The 21,717-nt window shown below is 70.8% G+C and carries 17 protein-coding genes; 6 read left to right on the forward strand and 11 right to left on the reverse strand.

Going from position 1 to position 21,717, the window contains the following annotated elements:
- Positions 1-83 precede the first annotated feature (83 nt).
- The 5 genes from metK to dnaK all read right to left on the reverse strand — a co-directional run bounded on the left by metK (position 84) and on the right by dnaK (position 7,107).
- A complete protein-coding gene (metK, locus tag GXW74_RS11060; RefSeq protein WP_211846565.1) occupies positions 84-1,271 on the reverse strand; it encodes a methionine adenosyltransferase in 1,188 nt (395 codons plus the stop codon).
- Between the two features lie 372 nt (positions 1,272-1,643).
- On the reverse strand, positions 1,644-2,279 hold the full coding sequence (locus GXW74_RS11065) for a hypothetical protein (RefSeq protein WP_211846566.1): 636 nt from the start codon (positions 2,277-2,279) through the stop codon (positions 1,644-1,646).
- A gap of 133 nt (positions 2,280-2,412) precedes the next feature.
- Complete coding sequence (gene dapB, locus GXW74_RS11070) at positions 2,413-3,201, reverse strand: 4-hydroxy-tetrahydrodipicolinate reductase (RefSeq protein WP_211846567.1); 789 nt, start codon at positions 3,199-3,201, stop codon at positions 2,413-2,415.
- A gap of 581 nt (positions 3,202-3,782) precedes the next feature.
- Positions 3,783-4,934 (reverse strand): molecular chaperone DnaJ, encoded by a 1,152-nt coding sequence (gene dnaJ / locus GXW74_RS11075; protein WP_211846568.1) that lies wholly within the window; start codon positions 4,932-4,934, stop codon positions 3,783-3,785.
- A gap of 253 nt (positions 4,935-5,187) precedes the next feature.
- Entirely contained in the window at positions 5,188-7,107 is a 1,920-nt protein-coding gene (gene dnaK / locus GXW74_RS11080) for a molecular chaperone DnaK (protein ID WP_211846569.1), read from the reverse strand.
- Positions 7,108-7,424: 317 nt separating this feature from the next.
- Here dnaK and GXW74_RS11085 point away from each other — a divergent pair, with 317 nt between their 5' ends.
- Entirely contained in the window at positions 7,425-8,810 is a 1,386-nt protein-coding gene (locus GXW74_RS11085) for a flavin monoamine oxidase family protein (RefSeq protein ID WP_211846570.1), read from the forward strand.
- Positions 8,811-9,314: 504 nt separating this feature from the next.
- On the opposite strand, the gene GXW74_RS11090 is transcribed toward GXW74_RS11085, so the two are convergent.
- Positions 9,315-10,208, reverse strand: a complete 894-nt coding sequence (locus tag GXW74_RS11090) for a PfkB family carbohydrate kinase (protein ID WP_211846571.1) — start codon at positions 10,206-10,208, stop codon at positions 9,315-9,317.
- 98 nt (positions 10,209-10,306) lie between these two features.
- On the opposite strand from GXW74_RS11090, the gene GXW74_RS11095 reads away from it, so the two are divergent.
- The gene (locus tag GXW74_RS11095; protein ID WP_211846572.1) at positions 10,307-11,062 is read left to right on the forward strand and encodes an RluA family pseudouridine synthase; all 756 of its coding nucleotides are present in this window, start codon (positions 10,307-10,309) and stop codon (positions 11,060-11,062) included.
- A gap of 438 nt (positions 11,063-11,500) precedes the next feature.
- On the opposite strand, the gene GXW74_RS11100 is transcribed toward GXW74_RS11095, so the two are convergent.
- The gene (locus tag GXW74_RS11100) at positions 11,501-12,070 is read right to left on the reverse strand and encodes a nucleotide exchange factor GrpE (protein ID WP_408903866.1); all 570 of its coding nucleotides are present in this window, start codon (positions 12,068-12,070) and stop codon (positions 11,501-11,503) included.
- Between the two features lie 94 nt (positions 12,071-12,164).
- Positions 12,165-12,914: an aspartate/glutamate racemase family protein gene (locus GXW74_RS11105; RefSeq protein WP_211846574.1), complete on the reverse strand. Its 750-nt coding sequence runs from the start codon at positions 12,912-12,914 to the stop codon at positions 12,165-12,167.
- Positions 12,915-13,091: 177 nt separating this feature from the next.
- Here GXW74_RS11105 and GXW74_RS11110 point away from each other — a divergent pair, with 177 nt between their 5' ends.
- Positions 13,092-14,045: an ABC transporter permease gene (locus GXW74_RS11110; RefSeq protein ID WP_211846575.1), complete on the forward strand. Its 954-nt coding sequence runs from the start codon at positions 13,092-13,094 to the stop codon at positions 14,043-14,045.
- Positions 14,046-14,058: 13 nt separating this feature from the next.
- Complete coding sequence (locus GXW74_RS11115; RefSeq protein WP_211846576.1) at positions 14,059-14,970, forward strand: ABC transporter permease; 912 nt, start codon at positions 14,059-14,061, stop codon at positions 14,968-14,970.
- A gap of 78 nt (positions 14,971-15,048) precedes the next feature.
- On the opposite strand, the gene GXW74_RS11120 is transcribed toward GXW74_RS11115, so the two are convergent.
- A complete protein-coding gene (locus GXW74_RS11120; protein ID WP_211846577.1) occupies positions 15,049-15,930 on the reverse strand; it encodes a diacylglycerol/lipid kinase family protein in 882 nt (293 codons plus the stop codon).
- Between the two features lie 203 nt (positions 15,931-16,133).
- Between GXW74_RS11120 and GXW74_RS11125 the strand changes: the two genes are divergently transcribed.
- Together GXW74_RS11125 and GXW74_RS11130 are read left to right on the forward strand one after the other, a co-directional pair.
- Positions 16,134-16,943 carry a UDP-2,3-diacylglucosamine diphosphatase gene (locus tag GXW74_RS11125; RefSeq protein WP_211846578.1) on the forward strand — a complete coding sequence of 270 codons (810 nt, stop codon included), beginning with the start codon at positions 16,134-16,136 and terminating at the stop codon, positions 16,941-16,943.
- 5 nt (positions 16,944-16,948) lie between these two features.
- Positions 16,949-18,007, forward strand: a complete 1,059-nt coding sequence (locus tag GXW74_RS11130; RefSeq protein WP_211846579.1) for a glycosyltransferase family 4 protein — start codon at positions 16,949-16,951, stop codon at positions 18,005-18,007.
- A gap of 144 nt (positions 18,008-18,151) precedes the next feature.
- Here the strand turns inward: GXW74_RS11130 and trxA are convergent, their stop codons facing one another.
- Positions 18,152-18,484, reverse strand: coding sequence for a thioredoxin TrxA (gene trxA / locus GXW74_RS11135; RefSeq protein WP_211846580.1), 333 nt, complete (start codon positions 18,482-18,484; stop codon positions 18,152-18,154).
- 78 nt (positions 18,485-18,562) lie between these two features.
- Positions 18,563-21,715 carry an efflux RND transporter permease subunit gene (locus GXW74_RS11140; protein WP_211846581.1) on the reverse strand — a complete coding sequence of 1,051 codons (3,153 nt, stop codon included), beginning with the start codon at positions 21,713-21,715 and terminating at the stop codon, positions 18,563-18,565.
- Positions 21,716-21,717 lie beyond the last annotated feature (2 nt).

The following is a 21,717-nucleotide window of genomic DNA, read 5'->3' on the forward strand; positions in this document are numbered from 1 at the left end:
CACCGCCGAACCCCCGGACGGGTCCGTCCGGGGTTGCGGCGCACCGGATGGCGCGCCGCCCGCCTGTCCGGCGCCGCCGTCCATCACCTGCCGAAGGCCCGCTTCAGCTCGGGGACCAGGTCGGTCTTCTCCCAGGTGAAGGTGCCCTTCTCCTCCTCCGGCGTGCGGCCGAAATGGCCGTAGGCGGAGGTCGGCACGTAGATCGGGCGGTTCAGGTGCAGATGCTCCCGGATGCCGCGCGGGGAGAGGTTCACGAGGCCATCCACGACCTTCGCGAGCTTCACCTCATCCACGTCGCGCCCGGTGCCGTGCAGGTCGAAATAGACCGACAGCGGCTTGGACACGCCGATCGCGTAGGACACCTGGATGGTGCACTTGTCGGCGAGGCCCGCGGCGACGACGTTCTTCGCGACGTAGCGCGCCGCATAGGCGGCCGAACGGTCGACCTTCGTCGGATCCTTGCCGCTGAACGCGCCGCCGCCATGCGGGGCCGCGCCGCCGTAGGTGTCGACGATGATCTTGCGCCCCGTCAGGCCGCAATCGCCGTCCGGACCGCCGATGACGAACTGGCCCGTCGGGTTCACGTAGAGCTCGTTGTCCGGGCACATCCAGCCCTGCGGCAGCGTGGACTCGATGATCGGGCGCAGCAGGCGCTTGATCTCGGCCTGCTCCATCCCGTCCTCGTGCTGCGTCGAGACGACGACCGAGGTGGCACCCACCGGCTTGCCGTCCACGTAGCGCAGCGTGACCTGGGACTTCGCGTCCGGCAGCAGGCCCCTCACCGCGACGTCGCCGTTGCGGCGCATCTCGCTGATGCGGCGCAGGATCAGGTGCGCGTAGTACAGCGGCGCGGGCATCAGCTCCGGCGTTTCCGTGCAGGCATAGCCGAACATGATGCCCTGGTCGCCGGCGCCCTCATCCTTGTTGCCGGCGGCATCGACGCCCTGCGCGATATGCGCGGACTGCGCATGCAGGTGGCAGGCGATGTCGGCGGTCTGCCAGTGGAAGCCGTCCTGCTCGTAGCCGATGTCGTGGATCGCCATGCGGGCGAGATGCATCAGGTACTCGGGCGTCACCGTGCCGGGGCCACGCACCTCGCCGGCCAGCACGACGCGGTTGGTCGTCACCAGCGTCTCGCAGGCCACGCGCGAATAGGGGTCAGCGGTCAGGAAGGCGTCGAGCACGGTGTCCGAGATCCGGTCGGCCACCTTGTCCGGATGGCCCTCGGAAACCGATTCGGACGTGAAGAGATACTCGCCGGTATCGCGCATGGCTTGGTTCGGCCTCTTGTCGCGGAGAATGCCGGCGGGAAGCCCCGGCAGGCTGGGCCCGGAGAATCCGGGATGGGGGCGTATCGCAAGGGGGTGTGGCGGGGTCAAGGCAGGGGAAGGCACCAGGGGGCGCCGCCCCCTGGACCCCCGCCAAAGGCCGACAGGCCTTTGGAAACCGCCATTTTCCGCAGCGCCGTGGGAGCTGGGCATCGATCGCTCCGGACGAGCACCGCGGACATGATTCGTCCCGGCATGGAAAGTTTTCCGGGAATATGTCCGCAGCCTCGGCGGCGCTGGCGGCTCACGGTTTCCAAAGGCCTTTCGGCCTTTGGCGGGTGGGTCCGGGAGGGCGGCGCCCTCCCGGGGGCGCGCTCACCACCCTTGCCGCATCGGATACCACTGCCCGTCCCGCCCCAGCGCGTACTGCCTCCCTGCGGCGTCGCGCCCGAAGAGCTGCCCGGTCGTCGGATCCTGGCTGATAGGCCCGCCGAGATAGGGCAGCGCGTAGGTCTGTCCGGTGCGCGGATCGGTCCAGCTCTGCTGGCCCTGCATCAGGCGGCCGGCTTCGGCCTGGCCGCGGCCGTAGCTGTCGGCGTGCTGTCCCTGGGCCAGGCCGCGGGCGCGTTCGGCCTCCCGCAGGGCAGCGAGGCGCTCGGCCTCGGCGCGCTGGTTCTGCAGTTCGTTCTGGCGGAAGGCGCGGACGCTCTCCGGGTCGAAGCGGTTGGTGGCCACGCATTGGAAGGCGAAGCTGGGCCACGGAACCTGCCCGCCCTGGGCAAGGTGCTGGCGGTAATGCGCCTGGCAGACCGGGTCCTGCATGCCCTGCGCCGTGAACTGCGCCTCGGCCTGCTGCATCTGCATGATCTGCTGGCGGCGCTGGGCTTCGACGGCGTCTGCCATGCGCCCGTAGTCCGGGCCGAGGTTCCAGCCGTTGTACATCACCTGCGCGCCGGCCGGCGCCGCGGCAAGGCCCATGAGACACGCGACGAGAACGGAATACCCGCGCATCGGTCCGGCTCCACTGTCCGACGCCCGCAGGATGCCACCGGCGCCTGGCTGCGTCACCGAACCAATTCACGGGTTCCGAGGGCCTTTCGGCCCTCGGCGGGGTGGCCCTGAGGAGCGGTGCCCCTCCGGCGCCCTACATCCCCAGCACGTCCTTCATCGAATACAGCCCCGGCGCCTTCCCCACGGCCCAGAGCGCCGCCCGCACCGCCCCGGTCGCATAGACCCGCCGGTCGAAGGACCGGTGCGTGAGGCTGATATGTTCCGACGCCGCCGCGAAGATCAGCGTGTGTTCGCCCACCACCTGGCCGCCTCGCAGCGCCGCGAAGCCGATGGTCCCTGTCCCCCGCGCGCCGGTATGGCCATCCCGCCCGCTTTCCCGCCCCGCGGCTTCCAGCGTGGTGCCGCGGCCGGCGGCGACCGCGCGGCCGAGGGCGACGGCGGTGCCGGAGGGCGCATCGACCTTCTGGCGGTGGTGCATCTCGACGATCTCGGCGTCGTACTGCGCGGGCGGCAGGGCGGCCGCCATGCGCTCGGCGATGGCGAGGAAGAGGTTCACGCCCGGCGCGAAATTGGCGGCGTAGACGATCGGCGTCTTCGCCGCCGCCTCCGCGACCGCCGCCTCATCCGCCGCGGACAGGCCGGAGGTGCCGAGGACCAGCGGCGTGCCGGTCACGGCCGCGGCATGGGCATGGGCGCGCGCGGCATGGGCGTGGGTGAAGTCGATGACGACGTCGCTCGCCTCGCAGAGCGCGACGATGTCCGGCAGCACCGGCAGGCCGGGCGGCAGTGTTGCGAGTTTCGCACCGGGCCTGAGCGTGCCGCCGGCCAGGGTGGCACCGGCGGCCGGGGTCTCCTCGGCCAACAGCCGGCCCATGCGGCCGGCGATGCCAAGGATGCCGATCCGGGGTGGGGTGCCGCTCATGGCGTGTCCTGTCCTGTAGCTAAGGGGCGGCAGGCTCCTTGGCGCACGGGACGCGGTCAAGGGGGCTGCGGCGGGGGCGCATCCTCCAGGGTGATACCGGGCATGGCGACATTCGATGGCCGCCTGGCGCTGCAGCACGGATGGTGGAGCGCGACGACAGAGGGCACAGGACGGTCAGCTCGCGGGAGAGGCGGCGGTTGCCGACATGCCAGGAGGTGACCGGGGCGAGCTCCGCTCTCCCCAAGCCCCTCCGGCCAGGGCTCCGCCCTGGACCCGCCAAAGGCCGAAAGGCCTTTGGAAACCATCACCTGGCACCGGGCGGGGAGGTCAGGCCGACATCAATGCCGACGCTCTTGCGCGCGACAGGACGGGGATGCGCGGGGCGAAACCTTCGCTGTCACGATGGCAGGAAGGGGAAGCTCCGCACCTCTGCCGACCAGCCGCAGGGCGCGATGCGATCGGCAGGGGACGGTGCCGCTAGAGCAGATCCCGATCAGGTGGAATCACCTGATCGGCTAAAGATGCTCGCGAAAACAAGAGGCCGGAGCGGTTGCCGTGAGCGAAGGCGAACGGAAACCGCTCTACCGCCCCAGCCCGTCCCAGAACTCCTTCACCTTGGCGAAGAAGCCCTCGCTCTCCGGGCTGGTCTTTCCGCCCTTCGACCCTTCGGCCTCGAACTGCTCAAGCAGGTCGCGCTGCTTCGGCGAGAGGTTCTGCGGCGTCTCGACACTGACCTGGACATACATGTCCCCGCGCGCGGCGGAGCGCAGCACCGAGAAGCCCTTGCCCCGCAGGCGGAACTGGTCACCGGTCTGGGTGCCCGCCGGGATGGTCACGCGGGCACGGCCGCCGTCGATGCTCGGCACCTCCACATGGCCGCCGAGCGCCGCCTGGGTCATGCGCAGCGGCACGCGGATGAAGATGTTCGACCCTTCCCGCTGGAAGATCGGATGCGGCCGGACGGCGATGTCGACATAGAGGTCGCCCGAGGGCGCGCCGCGCAGCCCGGCCTCCCCTTCCCCGGCGAGGCGGATGCGCGTGCCATCCTCCACCCCCGGCGGGATGGTGACGTTGAGGTTGCGTTCCCGCTGCACCCGGCCGGCGCCCTGGCAGATCTTGCAGGGGTTCTTGATGATGCGCCCGGCGCCGCCGCAGGTCGGGCAGGTGCGCTCGATCAGGAAGAAGCCCTGCTGCGCCCGGATCTTGCCCGCGCCGTTGCAGCCCGGGCAGGTCTGCGCGCCGGAGGCGGAGCCGCCCTCCGCCCCCGTGCCCTTGCACGCCTCGCAGGAGACGGAAGTGGGGATGCGGATGCTGGTCTTGGTGCCGGCGAAGGCTTCCTCGAGGCTGATCTCGACCTGGGTGCGCAGGTCCGCGCCACGGCCGGTGGCAGCGCCGCGCCCGCCGCGCCCGCCGCCGAAGCGGCCGAACATCTCCTCGAAGATGTCCTCGAAGGCGCCGCCGAAGGGGCTGCCGCCGCCGCCGAACCCGCCGCCGCCGGGCCCGCCCTGCTCGAAGGCGGCATGGCCGTAGCGGTCGTAGGCGGCGCGCTTCTCGGCGTCCTTGAGGACGTCGTAGGCCTCGTTCAGCTCCTTGAACTTCGCCTCGGCATCCGCGTTCCCCTGGTTGCGGTCGGGGTGCCACTTCATGGCGAGCTTGCGGTAGGCCTTCTTCAGGGCCTCATCATCGGCTTCGCGGGCGACGCCGAGGACTTCGTAGTAGTCACGCTTTGACATTGTGTCCCTCAGACGCCGGGCGGCCGGCATTCGCCGGCCTTGGCTTCGCGCAACGCACTGACGCGCCGGCGGCAATGGCTGGCCCGGGCGCGGTCGCGCTTAGCGCTCCCGGATCGCGGCATGCCCGGTTTCCTGCGCAGGCTTGCCTCTGGCCGCTGGCGGAGGCGCGTCACGACGACAGTCCCGACAGATGCGCCGCCCGGTCCTGGGGGGAACCGGGCGGCGCGGCTCATGATCGGCGCGATCCGCCCGCTCAGGACGGCTTGCGCTTGTTCGGGTCCACTTCCTCGAACTCGGCGTCCACGACCTTGTCGTTGCCGCCTGCGCCCGAGGCGCCGCCGCCCTGCTGGCCTTCCGCCGGCTTCTCGGCCTGGGCCTTGTAGAGCGACTCGCCCATCTTCATCGCCGCCTGGCCGAGCCGCTCACTCGCGCGCGTCACGGCCTCCGCGTCCTGCTTCTCGATCGCGGCACGCGCATCGGCGATGGCGGACTCGACCTCCGACTTCTCGGCCGGGGAGAGCTTGTCGCCGTTCTCCTTCAGCGTGCGCTCGGTCGAGTGCACCAGAGCATCGAGCTGGTTGCGCGCCTCGACGTTCTCGCGGCGCTTCTTGTCCGCCTCGGCATTCGCCTCGGCGTCCTTGACCATCCGCTCGATGTCGGCGTCCGACAGGCCCGACTTGGCCTGGATGCGGATCTGCTGCTCCTTGCCCGTCGCCTTGTCCTTCGCGCTGACGGAGACGATGCCGTTCGCGTCGATGTCGAAGGTGACCTCCACCTGCGGCACGCCGCGCGGCGCCGGCGGGATGCCCGTCAGGTCGAAGGTGCCGAGCATCTTGTTGTCGGCCGCCATCTCCCGCTCGCCCTGGTAGACCTTGATGGTCACCGCGGTCTGGTTGTCATCCGCCGTGCTGAACACCTGCGACTTCTTGGTCGGGATGGTGGTGTTGCGGTCGATCAGGCGCGTGAACACGCCGCCCAGGGTCTCGATGCCGAGGCTCAGAGGCGTCACGTCCAGCAGCAGCACGTCCTTGACGTCGCCCTTGAGCACGCCGCCCTGGATCGCCGCGCCGATGGCCACGACCTCGTCCGGGTTGACGTTGCGCGCGGGCTCCTTGCCGAAGAAGGACTTCACCACCTCGATGACCTTGGGCATGCGGGTCATGCCGCCGACCAGGATCACCTCGTCGATCTCGCCCGCCGAGAGGCCGGCATCCTTGAGCGCCTGCTTGCAGGGCTCGAGCGTGCGCTGGATCAGGTCGTCCACCAGGGCTTCGAGCTTCGCCCGCGTCAGCTTCATCACCAGGTGCTTCGGCCCGGAGGCGTCGGCGGTGATGAAGGGCAGGTTGAGCTCGGTCTCCTTGGCGGACGACAGTTCGATCTTCGCCTTCTCGGCCGCTTCCTTCAGGCGCTGCAGCGCGAGCTTGTCACCGCGCAGGTCGATGCCCTGCTCCTTGCGGAACTCGTCGGCCAGGTAGTCGATGATGCGCTGGTCGAAGTCCTCGCCGCCGAGGAAGGTGTCGCCGTTGGTGGACTTCACCTCGAAGACGCCGTCGCCGATTTCCAGGATGGACACGTCGAAGGTGCCGCCGCCGAGGTCATAGACCGCGATGGTGCCGCCCTTCTTCTGATCCATGCCGTAGGCGAGCGCGGCCGCGGTCGGCTCGTTGATGATGCGCAGCACCTCGAGGCCGGCGATCGCGCCGGCTTCCTTCGTCGCCTGGCGCTGGGCGTCGTTGAAGTAGGCGGGGACGGTGATGACGGCCTGGGAGACGGTCTCGCCGAGATAGGCCTCGGCCGTCTCCTTCATCTTCGTCAGAACCATGGCGCTGATCTGCTGCGGCGCGTACTGCTTGCCGTCCACCTCGACCCAGGCGTCGCCATTGGCGGCCTTGACGATCTTGAAGGGCGCGAGGCCGATGTCCTTCTGCACCATCGGGTCGTCGAAGCGGCGGCCGATCAGGCGCTTCACCGCAAACAGCGTGCCGGTCGGGTTGGTGACCGCCTGGCGCTTCGCGGACTGGCCGACGAGCCGTTCGCCGTTCTTGGCGAAGGCGACCATGGAGGGGGTGGTGCGGGCACCCTCGGCGTTCTCGATGACCCGGACGTCCTTGCCTTCCATGATGGCGACGCACGAGTTGGTGGTGCCGAGGTCGATGCCGATGACCTTGCTCATCCGAAACTCTCCTCTGCGGCAGGCGGGGACGGCCCGAGTGAGGCGCCGTGCCCGCCCCCTGTGCTGAACCGGCGGCGAGGGCCGCCGCGGATGGGTGGCTGGGGATCCCCCGCACGGGGCGGGGGTTTCGTGACGGACCGGATGTATTGATCCGCGAGGCGGCGGACAAGTCCCGGCGCACCGGGGGAATCGCGGGAGGCGCCCCGCACCCGGCGCATGGGCGGTTTGCGCCGGCGCAAGGACAGCATGGATCCGTTGCGGGCCAGGGCCGATCCTCCCTACCCTCACGCCCACCACCTGCCGGAGGAACGCACGGAATGGCCGAGATTCCTGGCCTTGGCCGCCGGGCCCTGCTGCGCCTGCTCGCCGCCGCCGCGACGGCGCCCCTACTGCCCGGTGCGGCCCGCGGCCAGGGACCGGCCCGCGCGCTCAGTGTCCTCGTCATCGGCGCCGGCCTCTCCGGCCTCGGCGCCGCCCGGGCGCTGGCCGATGCCGGGCATCGCGTGACGGTGCTGGAAGCCCGGCCGCGCACCGGCGGCCGGCTGCACACCATCGCCTTCCGCGGCCACCGGCTCGACATGGGCGGGGCCTGGATCCACGGGCCGGAGGGCAATCCCCTCAGCCCCCTCGCCGACCAGGCGGGCATCCGTCGCATGCCGACCTATGATGCGCGCTCGGTCATGTTCGACGCCGACGGGCGCCGGCTGACCGAGGCCGAGACCGCCGCCATCTTCGATACGGTCGGGCAGTTGATCGCCCATGACAGCCCCTTCGCCTGGCGCGGCGCGCGGGACGTGTCGCTGGCCGAGGCCGTGCCGGTCCTCGACCCCACCACCCGCGCGACGCCCTATGACAAGCGCGTCGCCGCCTGGCTGTCCGCCTATGTCGCGGGCTATGCCGGGGGCGATGCGGCCGAGGTCTCGGCCCAGGGCTGGTTCGGCGGGGAGGGCGAGATCCCGGAGGAGAACCACCTCCTCGCCCAGGGCTACAACGCCGTCACCGACCTGCTGGCGCGCGGGCTCGACATCCGGCTGCGCCAGGTGGTGCGGTCGGTGCGCCTCGCCGGGGACGGGGTCGTGGTGGCGACCGCCGACCAGGCCTGGTTCGCCGACCGGGTGGTGGTGACGCTGCCGCTCGGCGTGCTCAAGCGCGGCGATGTCGCCTTCGACCCGCCCTTGCCGGCGGCCCACCAGGGCGCCATCGCGCGCATCGGCAACGGGCTGCTCAACAAGATCGTGCTCGCCTTCCCGCGCGGCTTCTGGCCGGCGGAGGCGCACTACCTCCGCAGCCTGTCGGACACGCGCGACAACGTGGCGCCGGAGATCGTCAGCCTGCAGCCGCATCTCGGCGCGCCGGTGCTGGTCGCGCTGGTCGGCGGGTCCGCCGCGCAACGGATCGAGATGCTGCCCGACGCCGCCCAGGCCGACCTGCTGATGGAGGCGCTGCGGCGGATGTTCGGCAACGCCATCCCCCGCCCGGTGGAAACCCGCGTCACCCGCTGGTCGCGCGATGTCTTCGCGCGCGGCGCCTATTCCTTCCTGCCGGTGGGGGCCTCGATCGACGACCACGCGGCACTGTCGCGGCCGGTGGCGGGGCGGATCTTCTTCGCCGGCGAGGCCGCGACGACCGAGGCGCCGTCCTACGCGCACGGGGCGCTGCTCGGCGGGCGGCGGGCGGCGGCGGAGGTGGCGGCAAGCGCCTGAGAGTCTTGTTTGGAAAAGCGCCGTGCGGCGCTTTTCCATGTCCGGCACCGGCCCGCGCCCCCACCCGGCCGCCCATTCCAGCATACTGACGTGGGTGGCCGGGTGGGGGCGGGCCGGCGCCGGACTCTTCAAACGGTCTCTGAAACCAAACGGCCCTTCGGAATGACCGGTGAGGGCGGAATTGGAGGGGCTCCGCCCCTCCAAGCCACCCCGCCAAAGGCCCGAGGCCTTTGGAAACCATCATGTGGTGCCGCGCGGTCCAGACAGCCCAATCGCTTCGGGCGGGATTCGGCACTGATCCTGACAATGGCGCACGGCGCCAGGTATCGGTTTCCAAAGGCCCTGGGCCTTTGGTGGGGAGAGCCCGAGAGGGGCAAAGCCCCTCTCGGTTCCACAGGTCAGGCAAACGGGCCATTGGTATGAGAAGTCCGCGGGGGGAAGGGAGCTTCCCCGCGCACCCCCCAACCTTCCTTGGCACCTGGGGATGGGCTCCTGGAGCGGTTCCTACAGCAGGGCGTCGACCATCGACCGCGTCGGAGTCGCGCCGTCGCGCGCCCGCAGCGCGCCGGCGGCCGAGGCGAACCGCATCGCCCTCGGGACGTCCATCCCCTCCGCCATCGCCAGCGCATAGGCGCCGTGGAAGACGTCGCCGGCCCCGGTGGTGTTGGTGGCCTCCACCGGAAAGGCCGGGGTGCGCGTCGGCTTCTCGTCGCCGGCCGCCATCCACAGCGTGCCCTTCTCCCCCTGCGTGACCGCGGCGACGCGCAGCGGGCCGGAGGCGAGCGCGCGGCGCAGCCCTTCCTCCGGCATGCAACCCGGCGCGTAATTGGCCAGTCCGGGGACGGAAAAGACCGCGTGATCCACGCGCGGCACCAGATCCACCAGGATGCGTGTCTCGCTGCGCTCGCCGTCCAGCACCACCGGCACGCCCGCCGCCCGCGCGACGGCGGCCGCGGCGGCCACACCCTCCGGCCAGCGCGGGTCGCAACACAGTGCCCCGGCCCGGCGCAGCACATCGAGCGGCAGCCAGGCCGCATCGGTGCCGAGGCCCGAGCCACGGAACGAGATGATGGTGCGCTCCCCATGCGGATCGACCAGCACGGCGCCGACCGGGGTCCGCCCGCCGGGCACCCGGCGCAGGCCCGAGACGTCCACGCCCTCGGCCGCCAGCGCCTCTGCGAGCGGGTCGCCGTTCAGATCCTCGCCCACGCGCCCCCAGAAGGCGGCGCGGCCGCCGAGGCGGACCACCGCGATCGCCGCATTGGCCGCCATCCCGCCCGGCCCGATGCTGTAGGACCGTGCCGTGATCTTGGCGGGCGGCTGGGGGATGTCCTCGACGCGGAAGGTGTGGTCCGCGACGACATTGCCGAGGCAGACGACGAGAGGTGAGTCCGGCATCCGGGCAGACTCCCACGTCCCGCACCCCGTCGCCAAGCTCACCGCCCTGGCGGGGGCCTTCCGGCGGCCCTATCGTCCGCCGCCCCGCCCGGCGAGCCATGCAGCACAAGCGAACCCTCGAACGACGCACCCGACCATCGCCGCAGGCAGCCCGCGGCGCCGGCGGTGGCTCCGCCGCGCCGCGCGCGGCACCGCCGCCGGAGATCGCCGGGCGCATCCTGCTGTTGCGCGACGACCTGCTGGTGCTGGACAAGCCCGCCGGCCTGCCGGTGCACCGCGGCCCGCGCGGCGGCGTCTCGCTGGAGGAATGGCTGGAACCGCTGCGCATGGGCAAGCGGCACCTGCCGCAGCCGGCCCATCGGCTCGACACCGACACGGCGGGCTGCCTGGTGCTGGGGCGGACCAAGCCGGCCTTGGCGGCACTTGGCGCGATCTTTGCGGGCGGCCGGGCGGCAAAGACCTACTGGGCGGTCGTGCGCGGCGGTCCGCTGGAGCAGGCCGGCACGATCGACGCGCCGCTGCGCAAGGTCAGCAGCGCAGCGCGCGGCTGGCGGATGGAGGTGCACACCGAGGGCCAGCGCGCCGTCACCCACTGGCGCGTGCTCGGGCGGGGCGAAGGGCTGGCCTGGCTGGAACTGCGCCCGGACACCGGCCGCACGCACCAGCTCCGCGTCCATTGCGCGGCCTCCGGCTGGCCGATCCTGGGGGATCCGCTCTATGGCGGCGGGGCGGGGGACGGGCTGCACCTGCTCGCCCGCGCCATCATGTTGCCGACGGAGCCGCCGGTCGCCGCCGAGGCACCGCCGCCGCCGCATATGCGCGCGGCGCTGGCGGCGTGCGGCTGGCGGGGCTGAAAGGTGGACCGAGGGGGCTTTGCCCCCTCGTGCTCCCCCAGCAGGGGACACGGTCCCCTGCACCCGCGATGCCTTGTACGGGCCAGTCTTTCGGCTGACTCGGTATCAGCGTCCTGGTTTCGCGCACGGCCGCCCCGCCAGCCCCACGCGCCATACCGCTGGACCTCGCCAATGAGGTCTTCGGCAAGGCTCGGCGGCAATAAGTGTTGGTTTCCAAAGGCCCTCGGCCTTTGGCGGGGTGAGCCCGAGAGGGGCAGCGCCCCTCTCGGAAGCGCCAGGCGAAACCTTATGCCAACGGCCGCTATTCGCGACCGCTGGTATCGGGCTTTTCCTGCCCTCAGGCGCCCGGCGCAAACCTCCGGTTTGCTTGGCTTCGCCGGACCACCGGCGGGCCGCCTTCGCGGCCTCGGCACGAGGCAAGAACTCGTGCCGCTGGTATCAGCCCGCCGCCCTGGCCGCGACCACCACCATGGCCGGCTTCAGCAGCCGGCCGTTCAGCGTCCAGGCCGGAGTCCAGCAGGCGGTGACTGTGCCGGGGGCGACGCCCGCCGGCGCCGGCTGCTCGGCCATCGCCTGGTGCAGCTCGGGGTCGAAGGGCTTGCCGGTCGGGTCCTCCCTGCGCACGCCGTTGCGCTCCAGGATGCCGAGGAAGGAGCGCTCCACCCCCTCGAACCCGTCGCGGATCTTGGCGATGGCCTCGGCCTCGCCCTCTGCCTTCGGGGGCAGGGCGTCGAGGCCACGGCGGAGGTTCTCCGCCGCCTCGACCGCGTCGCGGGCGAATTTCTGGGTGGCGTAGGCGCGCGCCTCCTGCACTTCCCGCTGGGTCCGGGTGCGGAGGTTCTGCATCTCCGCCTCGGCGCGCAGCCACTTGTCCTTGAGCGCCGCCGCCTCGGCCTCGAGGGCGGCGATGCGCTCCTCCGGCGTGGGCTCGGCCGGCGGAGCCTCGGCACCGGGGGTCGTCGCCTCCTGGGCGCGCATGTCGGTCGGGATGTCCTGCTTCTCGCTCATCTCGGGATCGCGTCTCATATCGCGGGGGGCGGCCGGGAGGCCGCCTGGGTTGGGCATCACCTAGGCGCCTCGCGCGGCCCGGACAAGTCGTTGCTCATGCATGGGCGCCCGCCAGCAGCCTGGCGAGGTCCCCGGAAAGCCCGATCTGCGGCGCCTGGACGACGCGCGGCGGGACGCCGGGCGCGGAGCCGAGCGCGGCCGCCAGCGCGCAATCCAGGCTGTCCAGCACGGGCACGGGCACGCTCGGCGCGACCTTGCCGGCAAGCCCCGCCAGGCCCGCGCCGCCCAGCACCACCGCGCCGGCGCCGTCCCGCGCGGCCTCGGCGGCGGCATCGGCCAGCAGCGCCACGGCGCCGTCCGGGTCGCGCGCGATCATGTCGCCGGTCGGCGCCACGCCGCGCACCAGCACGCGGTCGCGGCCATGGCCGCGGAGCAGGGCGAATTCCTCCAGCATCGGCACCCACAACGCCCCGCCGGTCAGCAGCGCGATCCGCGGAGCGATCGCCAGCGCGGCGGCAAGCGACGCCTCCGCCATGCCGAAGACCGGGATCGGCAGGACCTCCCGCGCCGCCTCGATGCCCGGTTCGCCGAAGCAGGCGATGAGCGCGGCATCGAAGCGCCTTGGGTTGTCGCGGCCGACATGCTCGGCGAGCGCGGCGAGCACAGCGTGGCCGGCGACGGCAACGGCGGCGCGCGTCGAGATGTAGTGCGCGCCGAAGGGCGCGGTGACGGGCACGATCTCGGCCGGCGCCAGGCCGAGGCGCGGGATCGCCTCCGCCGCGCGCGTCGCGAGCAGTCCGGTGATGGCGGGGTCGGTATTGCCGTTCAGCAGCAGCAGGCGCATGCGCCAGGATCGGCACGCCCGGCGGGCGGGCGCAAGGGTCGCCCGAGGTGCGGGCAGGTTGCCGTTCTTCTGGGCACGCCAGGCGGGCCGAGGGCCGGATCGGGGCGCGCCGGCCATGGCATGAGCCTTGCTGCGCCAAGCTTCGGGGCTTCGCTGCGCGGCGCCTGAGGAGATTGCATGTTCTTCTACCTGATCCGCCGCATCCTCTATGCCGTGCCGATCGCCCTCGCGGTCGGCTTCGTCTGCTTCATGCTGGTGCAGATCGCTCCGGGCGATCCCATCAACGCCATCGTCCCGCCGGACGCGCCCGGCGACGTGGTGGAACAGGTCCGGCGCGAATACGGCCTCGACAAGCCGCTGCCGGTGCAGTTCGGCCTCTGGCTGATGAAGGTGGTGCAGGGGGATCTCGGGCGGTCGCTGGCGACGGGGCGCAGCGTCTGGTCCGATCTTTCGGGCGCGATCGTCAACACGCTGCGGCTCGCCATCATCGCCTCCCTGATCGGCTTCACGCTGGGCTGCGTGCTCGGCGGCCTGGCGGGGACCTTCCGCGGGTCCTTCATCGACCGCGCGGCGGTGGGCATCGCGGTCGCCGGCGTGTCGGTGCCGCATTACTGGCTCGGCATGGTGCTGGTGGTGCTGTTCTCGGTGCAGCTCAACTGGCTGCCGGCCATGGGGGCGGGGCCGGGCGGGTCCTCCGAATGGGACTGGAACTGGGAGCATGTGCAGCACCTGGTCCTGCCCGCCGTGACGCTGGCGGTGATCCCGATGGGCATCGTCACGCGCACGGTGCGCGGCATCATCGCCGAGATCATGAGCCAGGAGTTCGTCACCGCGCTGCGCGGCAAGGGGCTCACGCGCGGCGGTATATTCCTGCATGTGGTGAAGAACGCGGCGCCGAATGCGCTGGCCGTAATGGGGCTGCAGCTCGGCTACCTCATGGGCGGTTCGATCCTGGTCGAGACCGTGTTCTCCTGGCCCGGCACCGGCCTGCTGCTGAACAACGCGATCTTCCAGCGCGACCTGCCGGTGCTGCAGGGCACGATCCTTGTGCTGGCGATGTTCTTCGTGGCGCTGAACCTGGCCGTGGACCTGGTGCAGACGGCGCTGGACCCCCGGATCAAGCGGGCGTGAGAGGAGAAGGCCGATGAGCAGCGCCACCACGCCGACCGCCGCCGAGGCCGAGCTTGCCGTCCAGGCGAAGCAGGCGGCCGCAAGGAGTCACGGCTACTGGGCCGGCGTCTGGAAGCGGCTGCGCCGCGATCCGGTGACCATCGCCTGCGCCTGCGTCCTGCTGCTGATGTTCCTGACGATCGTCTTCGCGCCGATGCTGGCGCCGCACGACCCGTACCAGGGCTCGATGATCCGCCGCCTGCGCGCGATCGGCACGCCGAACTACCTGCTCGGCACCGACGAGCTCGGGCGGGACATGCTGACGCGGCTGCTGTTCGGCGGCCGGCTCTCCTGGTTCATGGGCATCACGCCCGTGGCGCTGGCCTTCGTCGTCGGCACCACGCTCGGCGTGCTGGCGGGCTTCGCCGGCGGGCGGATCAACATGGCCATCATGCGCACGACGGACATCTTCTACGCCTTCCCGTCGGTACTGCTGGCGGTCGCCATCTCCGGCGCGCTGGGCGCGGGCATCGTCAACGCCATCCTGGCGCTGACGCTGGTCTTCATCCCGCCGATCATCCGGGTGGCTGAGAGCGTCACGACGGGCGTGCGCAACCTCGACTTCGTCGATGCCGCGCGTGCTTCGGGCGCTTCGGCCTTCACCATCGTGCGGGTGCATGTGCTGGGCAATGTGCTCGGCCCGATCTTCGTCTATGCGACGTCGCTGATCAGCGTCTGCATGATCCTGGCGTCGGGCCTGTCCTTCCTTGGCCTCGGCACCAAGCCGCCGGAGCCGGAATGGGGCCTGATGCTGAACACGCTGCGCACGGCGATCTACGTCCAGCCCTGGGTCGCGGTGCTCCCCGGCGCCTGCATCTTCGTCACCTCGATCTGCTTCAACCTGCTGTCGGACGGCCTGCGCCAGGCGATGGACGTCAAGGGCTGACGTCTTTTCCCGAAGGCCCAGGAAACTGAGTTTACTGGCGGGGGAGGGCGCAGGGGGCGCCGCCCCCTGCCCGATCCACTACGGCACGACGATCCGCATCGGCTTCGGCGCCGGCCCGATGGCGACCGGCAGGACACCCGCCGCATCGCCGTCTGCCTGGGCGGGAACCTCCTCCCCTTCCAGCCGCAACTCCGCCGCGCGCCGGATCTCGACCCCCCGCATCCGCGGCAGCAGGCCGAGCGGCAGCGCCGCGCCGTAGCGCATCGCCGCCAGGGTGCCGGCCTCGCGGAACAGCACGACATGGAAGCCTTGCTCGTGCGGGTCGGCGCCCGGAGCGAGCAGGAAGCGCCCGGCATAGAGCCGCCCCTTGGTGACGATCACGCTTGCGGCTTCCTCCACGCCCCCGTCGAGCACCGCGCGGATCGGTGCGAAAGGGTAGCGCGGCAGTTCCCTGAGCGTCTGCCAGACATAGGCGCCCTTGCCGATGCCGCGCTTCAGCGGTGCGGAAAGGTTGTGCACCACCGCCGCGTCGAAGCCGGCACCGAGCATCTGCACGAAGAGCAGCTCCCGCCCGTCGGCGTAGCGCGCCAGGCCCGGGTGCAGCAGCGCGGTGCGGCCCATGGCCAGCACCTCCGCCGCGCGGACGGGGGAGCGCGGCAGACCGAGTTCGAGCGCCAGCACGTTCGCCGTGCCGAGCGGCAGCACGCCGAGCGCGCTGTCGGAGCCCGCGAGTCCCGCCGCGACCTCGGCGATCGTGCCGTCCCCGCCGGCGGCGACGACCACGCGCACGCCGGCCGCCGCGGCCTCGTGCGCAAGATCCGTCGCATGGCCCCGCCGTGCCGTATCCGCGACCTCCGGCCGCATGCCGAGGCCCCGCAACAGGTCGAGCGCCGCCAGCAGACGGCGGCGCCGGCGCGCCCCGGCGGCGGGGTTGAAGACGATCAGCATCCGCGTCGGCATCGGACAGGGCTTCTGGCAGCGGGATCGTTACATTTCCGCGTCGCATCGGCGGCATTGGCATGACATGGCGATGCAGAAAGCACTTGCAGGGCATGCTTCATCCAAGATTCACGCGCGGCCGGCCATGCGCAGGCTATCCGCCGCCACACCTGCAGCATGGCGCTGGCCCAACGCAGAGGCGGCGCCGCTCCGGAGAGTGACGGATGCACGAGTCCCCGCCGCGTCGCCGTTATCGCAGCATCTTCATCTCGGATGTCCACCTCGGCACGCGTGGCTGCCGCAGCGACTTCCTGGTGGACTTCCTGAAGCGCGTCGAATGCGAACGGCTCTACCTGGTAGGTGACATCGTGGACGGGTGGCGATTGCGCAAGTCCTGGTACTGGGATTCCGACCATGACGAGGTCATCCGCCTGGTGCTGCGCATGGCGCGCCACGACACGGAGGTGGTCTACATCCCCGGCAACCACGACGAGCTGTTCCGCGACTGGCTGGGCCTCGAGGTCGCCGGCGTGCGCCTGGTGCGCGAAGCGGTGCACGAAGCCGCCGACGGCCGCCGCTTCCTGGTGATCCACGGCGACGAGTTCGACGGGGTGATCCGCTACGCCAAGGTGCTCGCCCATCTGGGCGACTGGGCCTACGACTGGGCGCTGGTGCTGAACCGCTGGTTCAATGCGGCGCGGCGGCGCTTCGGCTATCCCTACTGGTCGCTCTCCCAATGGCTGAAGCGCCAGGTGAAGGAAGCGGTGAAGGCGATCGACCGCTTCGAGACGGCGCTGGCGACCGAAGCGAAGCGCCGCGGCATGGACGGCGTGATCTGCGGCCACATCCATCACGCGGAAATGCGCGACGTCCATGGCGTGCGTTACATGAACGACGGCGACTGGGTGGAATCCTGCACCGCGCTGGTCGAGCACGCCGACGGGCGATTCGAACTGGTGGACTGGGTGCAGGAGAACCGGCTCTCCTTCGCGCGCACGCCGCGCCGCGCACCGGCCCCGGCGACGGCTGCCTGAGCCCGATGGACGATGCCGACGTGGCGCTCGCCGCCGACTGCATCGGCGCGCGCCCCGCGCCGCTGCGCATCCTGATCGTCTCCGACGCCTGGTTCCCACAGGTGAACGGTGTGGTGCGGACGTTGTCCATCGTGGTGGACCACCTGCGTGCCGCCGGCGACACGGTGGAGGTGATCGGGCCGGACCGTTTCGTGAACCTGCCCATGCCGGGCTATGCGGAGATCCGTCTCGCCATGGCGCCCGGGCGGAAGCTGCGCCGGCTGGTGGAAGCCTTCGCGCCGGACGTGGTGCACATCGCGACCGAAGGCCCGCTCGGCTGGGCGATGCGCGCGCTCTGCCGGCGGCGCGGCTGGCCCTTCACCACCGCCTTCCACACCCGCTTCCCCGAATACCTGCACGCGCGCACGCGCATCCCGGTCGCCTGGTCCTGGGCGGTGATGCGCCGCTTCCACGAGGCCGGGGCGGGCACCTTCGCCGCCACGCGATCGCTGCGGGAGGAACTGACGGCCCGCGGCTTCACGAAGGTACGCGCCTGGACGCGCGGGGTCGATCTCGCACGGTTCCGCCCGGAGCCGCGCGACCCCTGGGAAGGGCTCGAGAGGCCGGTCTTCCTCTACGCCGGACGCGTCGCGGTGGAGAAGAACATCGAAGCCTTCCTCGCCCTCGATCTGCCGGGGTCCAAGGTGGTGGTGGGGGACGGGCCGGCACGCGAAGGGCTGCAGAAGCGCTTCCCGGGGGCGCATTTCACCGGCTACCGCGACAACGGGGCGCTGGCGCGGTCCTATGCGGGGGCGGACGTCTTCGTCTTTCCGTCCCGCACCGACACCTTCGGGCTGGTGCTGCTGGAAGCACTCGCCTCCGGTACGCCGGTGGCGGCCTTCCCGGTCACGGGGCCGCGCGACGTCATCACCGATCCGCGCGTAGGTGCACTTGACGAGGATCTGCGCGCCGCCTGCCTGCGCGCGCTGGATTGTGATCGAGACGCCTGCCGGACGCATGCGGAGGCATGGTCATGGGAGGCCTGCGCGGCGCAATTCAGGGCGACGCTGGTGCCGATCACGTGAAGGCCGGGGGAGGGGAACCTCCCCCGAACCCCCTCCCTTCCTTGTCTTTTGGGAACTGACAGCGAAAGTCAGTTCCCAGGTGCCAAGGAAGGTTGAGGGGGGTTCGGGGGGGGAGAAGGTCCCTTCTCCCCCCGCCTCATCAGTTCACTCGCCGATCGCCCCTGAGATCCACGCCTTCAGCGCGCCCTTCGGCATGGCGCCGACCTTGGTGTCGAGCGGCTTGCCGTCCTTGAACAGGATCATCGTCGGGATGCCGCGCACCGCGTATTCGTTCGGCGTCATCGGGTTGTCGTCGATGTTCACCTTCGCGACGGTCAGCTTGCCGGCGTATTCGGTCGCGATCTCGTCCAGGATCGGCCCGACCATGCGGCAGGGCCCGCACCATTCGGCCCAGAAGTCCACGAGCACCGGCCCCGGCGCTTCCAGCACGTCCTGCTTGAACGTGTCGTCGGAGACCGGCTTGGTCATGTCACCCATCGGGGGGATCTCCATAGGGGATCGGGGGGCGGAAGGCCCCCTCGCTTGGCACAGAGATCGGATGCCGGGCCCCTCCGGTCAAGCATGAGGGGCCTCGGCAGGCGCGGAACGCCGGCCGAACAGCACGGCCTTGATCCGCTCACGCACTGACTGGAAGACGACGTAGAGCATCGGGATCATGAAGATGCCGATCGTCGACGCAGCCAGCATGCCCCAGAAGACCGGCGTGCCGACGGCGCGGCGGCTGATCTCGGAAGCGCCCTCGGCCACCACCAGCGGGTAAAGGCCGAGGATGAAGGCGAAGGAGGTCATCATCACCGCGCGGAAGCGCAGCTTGGCGCCGAGGGTTGCCGCCTCGGCGATCGACTTGCCCTGGTTCTCCCGCTGGTCCTTGGCGAATTCGATGATCAGGATGCCGTTCTTCGCCGCCAGCGCGATCAGCACCACGATGCCCACCTGGGCATAGAGGTCGAGCGCCAGTCCCGACGGTCCGATCGCCGTCATGGCGCCGAGCACGCCGACCGAGACCGAGAGCAGCACCGGCACCGGGATGGTCCAGGACTCGTAGAGGCCCACCAGGAACAGGAAGGCGAACAGCACCGCCAGCGCAAGGATGGTGCCGGTCTGGCCCGCCGCCGCCTTCTCCTGGAAGGCGGTGCCCGTCCACTCGAAGGAATAGCCGCGCGGCAGGGTCGCATTCGCCACCCGCTCCATCGCCGCGAGGGCATCGCCGGTGCTGCGCCCGGCGGCGGGCTCGCCGTTGATGGTCAGGCTGCGGACGTTGTTGTAGCGGATGATGCTTTCCGGCCCGAATTCGATCCGCGCCTCGGCGAGCGCGCGCAGCGGGATCATCTCGCCGTCCCGGTTGCGGACATGGACGCGGTAGATGTCCGGGATGCCGGCGCGGTCCGCCTGCTCCGCCTGCAGGCTCACCTTCCAGGTGCGGCCGAAGAGGTTGAAGTCGTTGACATAGGCGCCGCCCATCGCCGAGGACAGCGCCTGGAAGATGTCGTTGAGCGAGACGCCGAGCACCTGGGCCCGGTCGCGGTCGATCTCGAGGAAGACCGAAGGCGTGTTCGCCGCGAAGGTCGAGAAGACGCGCTGCAGCATCGGCTCCTGGTTGGCGGCGAGCACCAGCGCCCGCATCGCCGCGGCCATCTCCTCGACCGGCCGCCCTTCGAGGTTCTGCAGCTGGAACTCGAAGCCGCCCGAGGTGCCGAGGCCGATGATCGGCGGCAGGTTGAACGGAATGACCTGCGCCGGGATGCCCGAGGTCAGCCGCACCAACTGCGCGATCAGGCCGTTGACGCCGGTCTCGGGCGTGGTGCGTTCGGCGAAATCCTTCAGCGTGAGGATGAAGAAGGCGGTATTGGACTGCGCGAGGCCGTTCAGCATCGAATAGCCGCTGATGGTCTGCACGTCCCGCACGCCGTGCAGGTCGCGCAGGATGGCTTCGACCTGCAGCGCCACGCTGGTGGTGCGGTTGAGCGAGGCGCCCTCCGGCAGGCGCACCTCGACGAAGAAGGCGCCCTGGTCCTCCTGCGGCAGGAAGCCCGTGGGCGTGCGGCTGCCGACGCCGATGACGCCGGCCATGATGCCGCCGAGCAGCACGATCGAGATCGCGGCCATGCGCACCAGCCGCGCGACGATCCCCGCATAGCCGTCCCGCACCCAGTCGATGCCGCGCGAGATGCGGCCCATGATGCCCTTCTTCGGGCCGTGGTGCGCCGAGAGCAGCACGCCGCAAAGCGCCGGCGAGAGCGTCAGCGCGTTGATCGCCGAGAAGAACATGCCGACCGAGACGGTGACCGCGAACTGGCGGAACAGCTCGCCCGAGATGCCCGGGATGAAGGCCAGCGGCACGAAGACCGACAGCAGCACCAGGGTGATGGCGATGATGGGCGCGGTGATCGTCTCCATCGCCTTCTTGGTGGCGTCGGCGACGGAGAGCGAATGGTCCTCCTCCATCGTCGCCTCCACCGCCTCGACCACCACGATGGCGTCGTCCACCACGATGCCGATGGCGAGCACCATGGCCAGCAGCGAGACGGTGTTGGCGGAATACCCCATCGCGTTCAGCACCGCGAAGGTCGCGATCAGGCTGACCGGCACGGCCACCAGCGGGATCAGGGTGGCGCGCACCGAGCCGAGGAAGAGGAAGACCACCAGCACGACGAGGATGAAGGCCTCCTCGAGCGTCTTGATCACCTCGTGGATGGTCAGCTTCACGAAGGTCGTGGTGTCGTAGGTGACGGCGTAGCCGAGCCCCTCGGGGAAGCGGGACGCCAGGCCGCGCATGGTCTGCGCCACCGAATCGGCGACCCCCACCGCATTGGCGCCGGGGGCGAGGTAGATCTGGATCAGGATCGCGTCCTGCCCGTTCAGCCGCGTGCCGACATCCTGGTTCCAGGCGCCGAGCTCGATGCGCGCCACGTCGCGCACCCGCAGCACGGATCCGTCGGGGTTGGCGCGCACCACGATGTTGCCGAACTCCTCCGCCTCCACCAGCCGGCCGGTGGTGCGGATGTTGAGCTGGTAGGAGGTGTCGTCGCTCGCCGGCTGGGCGCCGACGCGCCCGAGCGGCGCGACCTGGTTCTGCGCCTGGATGGCACCGACGATGTCGGTCGGCGTGAGGTTCAGCGCCGTCAGCCGGTCGGTCTCGAACCAGATGCGCATGGCGTAGTCGCGGGCGCCGAACATGATGGCGTCGCCCACGCCGGGCACGCGCTTCAGCGCATCCATGATGTTGATGGTCGCGTAGTTCGAGATGAACAGCGGGTCCTGCTGCCCGCCTTCCGAGCGCAGCGTGATCACCTGCAGCAGGGCCGAGGACTTCTTGCGCACCGTCAGGCCCTGGCGCTGCACTTCCTCGGGCAGCTGTGCCGCGGCGAGCTGCACGCGGTTGTTCACGTTGGTGGTGTTCTGGTCGGGGTCCGTGCCGACCGCGAAGGAGACGGTGAGCGTGTAGGACCCGTCATTGCCGCTGGTGGACCGCATGTAGATCATGTTGTCCACGCCGTTGACCTGGCTTTCGATCGGCTGGGCGACGGTCGCCTCCACCACCTCGGCCGAGGCGCCGGGGAAGTTCGCCGTCACCGTCACCTGCGGCGGCACGATGTCGGGGAACTGCGCCACCGGGATCTGCAGCAGCGAGACGAGGCCCGCGATGGTCATGACGATGGCGATGACGATCGCGAGCCGCGGCCGGTCGACGAATACCTTGGAGATCATGG

This window comes from Neoroseomonas eburnea (assembly GCF_018129005.1).
Classification (GTDB): Bacteria; Pseudomonadota; Alphaproteobacteria; order Acetobacterales; family Acetobacteraceae; genus Neoroseomonas; species Neoroseomonas eburnea.

What these genes read in the sequence shown, in the direction of transcription:
- dnaJ (WP_211846568.1), bottom strand. Translation starts at nt 4,934, where the DNA reads ATGTCAAAGCGTGACTACTACGAAGTCCTCGGCGTCGCCCGCGAAGCC.
- GXW74_RS11115 (WP_211846576.1), top strand. Translation starts at nt 14,059, where the DNA reads ATGAGCAGCGCCACCACGCCGACCGCCGCCGAGGCCGAGCTTGCCGTC.
- GXW74_RS11090 (WP_211846571.1), bottom strand. Translation starts at nt 10,208, where the DNA reads ATGCCGGACTCACCTCTCGTCGTCTGCCTCGGCAATGTCGTCGCGGAC.
- GXW74_RS11125 (WP_211846578.1), top strand. Translation starts at nt 16,134, where the DNA reads ATGCACGAGTCCCCGCCGCGTCGCCGTTATCGCAGCATCTTCATCTCG.
- GXW74_RS11065 (WP_211846566.1), bottom strand. Translation starts at nt 2,279, where the DNA reads ATGCGCGGGTATTCCGTTCTCGTCGCGTGTCTCATGGGCCTTGCCGCG.
- GXW74_RS11140 (WP_211846581.1), bottom strand. Translation starts at nt 21,715, where the DNA reads ATGATCTCCAAGGTATTCGTCGACCGGCCGCGGCTCGCGATCGTCATC.
- GXW74_RS11110 (WP_211846575.1), top strand. Translation starts at nt 13,092, where the DNA reads ATGTTCTTCTACCTGATCCGCCGCATCCTCTATGCCGTGCCGATCGCC.
- GXW74_RS11095 (WP_211846572.1), top strand. Translation starts at nt 10,307, where the DNA reads ATGCAGCACAAGCGAACCCTCGAACGACGCACCCGACCATCGCCGCAG.
- GXW74_RS11130 (WP_211846579.1), top strand. Translation starts at nt 16,949, where the DNA reads ATGGACGATGCCGACGTGGCGCTCGCCGCCGACTGCATCGGCGCGCGC.
- dapB (WP_211846567.1), bottom strand. Translation starts at nt 3,201, where the DNA reads ATGAGCGGCACCCCACCCCGGATCGGCATCCTTGGCATCGCCGGCCGC.
- GXW74_RS11120 (WP_211846577.1), bottom strand. Translation starts at nt 15,930, where the DNA reads ATGCCGACGCGGATGCTGATCGTCTTCAACCCCGCCGCCGGGGCGCGC.
- GXW74_RS11105 (WP_211846574.1), bottom strand. Translation starts at nt 12,914, where the DNA reads ATGCGCCTGCTGCTGCTGAACGGCAATACCGACCCCGCCATCACCGGA.
- metK (WP_211846565.1), bottom strand. Translation starts at nt 1,271, where the DNA reads ATGCGCGATACCGGCGAGTATCTCTTCACGTCCGAATCGGTTTCCGAG.
- GXW74_RS11085 (WP_211846570.1), top strand. Translation starts at nt 7,425, where the DNA reads ATGGCCGAGATTCCTGGCCTTGGCCGCCGGGCCCTGCTGCGCCTGCTC.
- GXW74_RS11100 (WP_408903866.1), bottom strand. Translation starts at nt 12,070, where the DNA reads ATGAGCGAGAAGCAGGACATCCCGACCGACATGCGCGCCCAGGAGGCG.
- trxA (WP_211846580.1), bottom strand. Translation starts at nt 18,484, where the DNA reads ATGGGTGACATGACCAAGCCGGTCTCCGACGACACGTTCAAGCAGGAC.
- dnaK (WP_211846569.1), bottom strand. Translation starts at nt 7,107, where the DNA reads ATGAGCAAGGTCATCGGCATCGACCTCGGCACCACCAACTCGTGCGTC.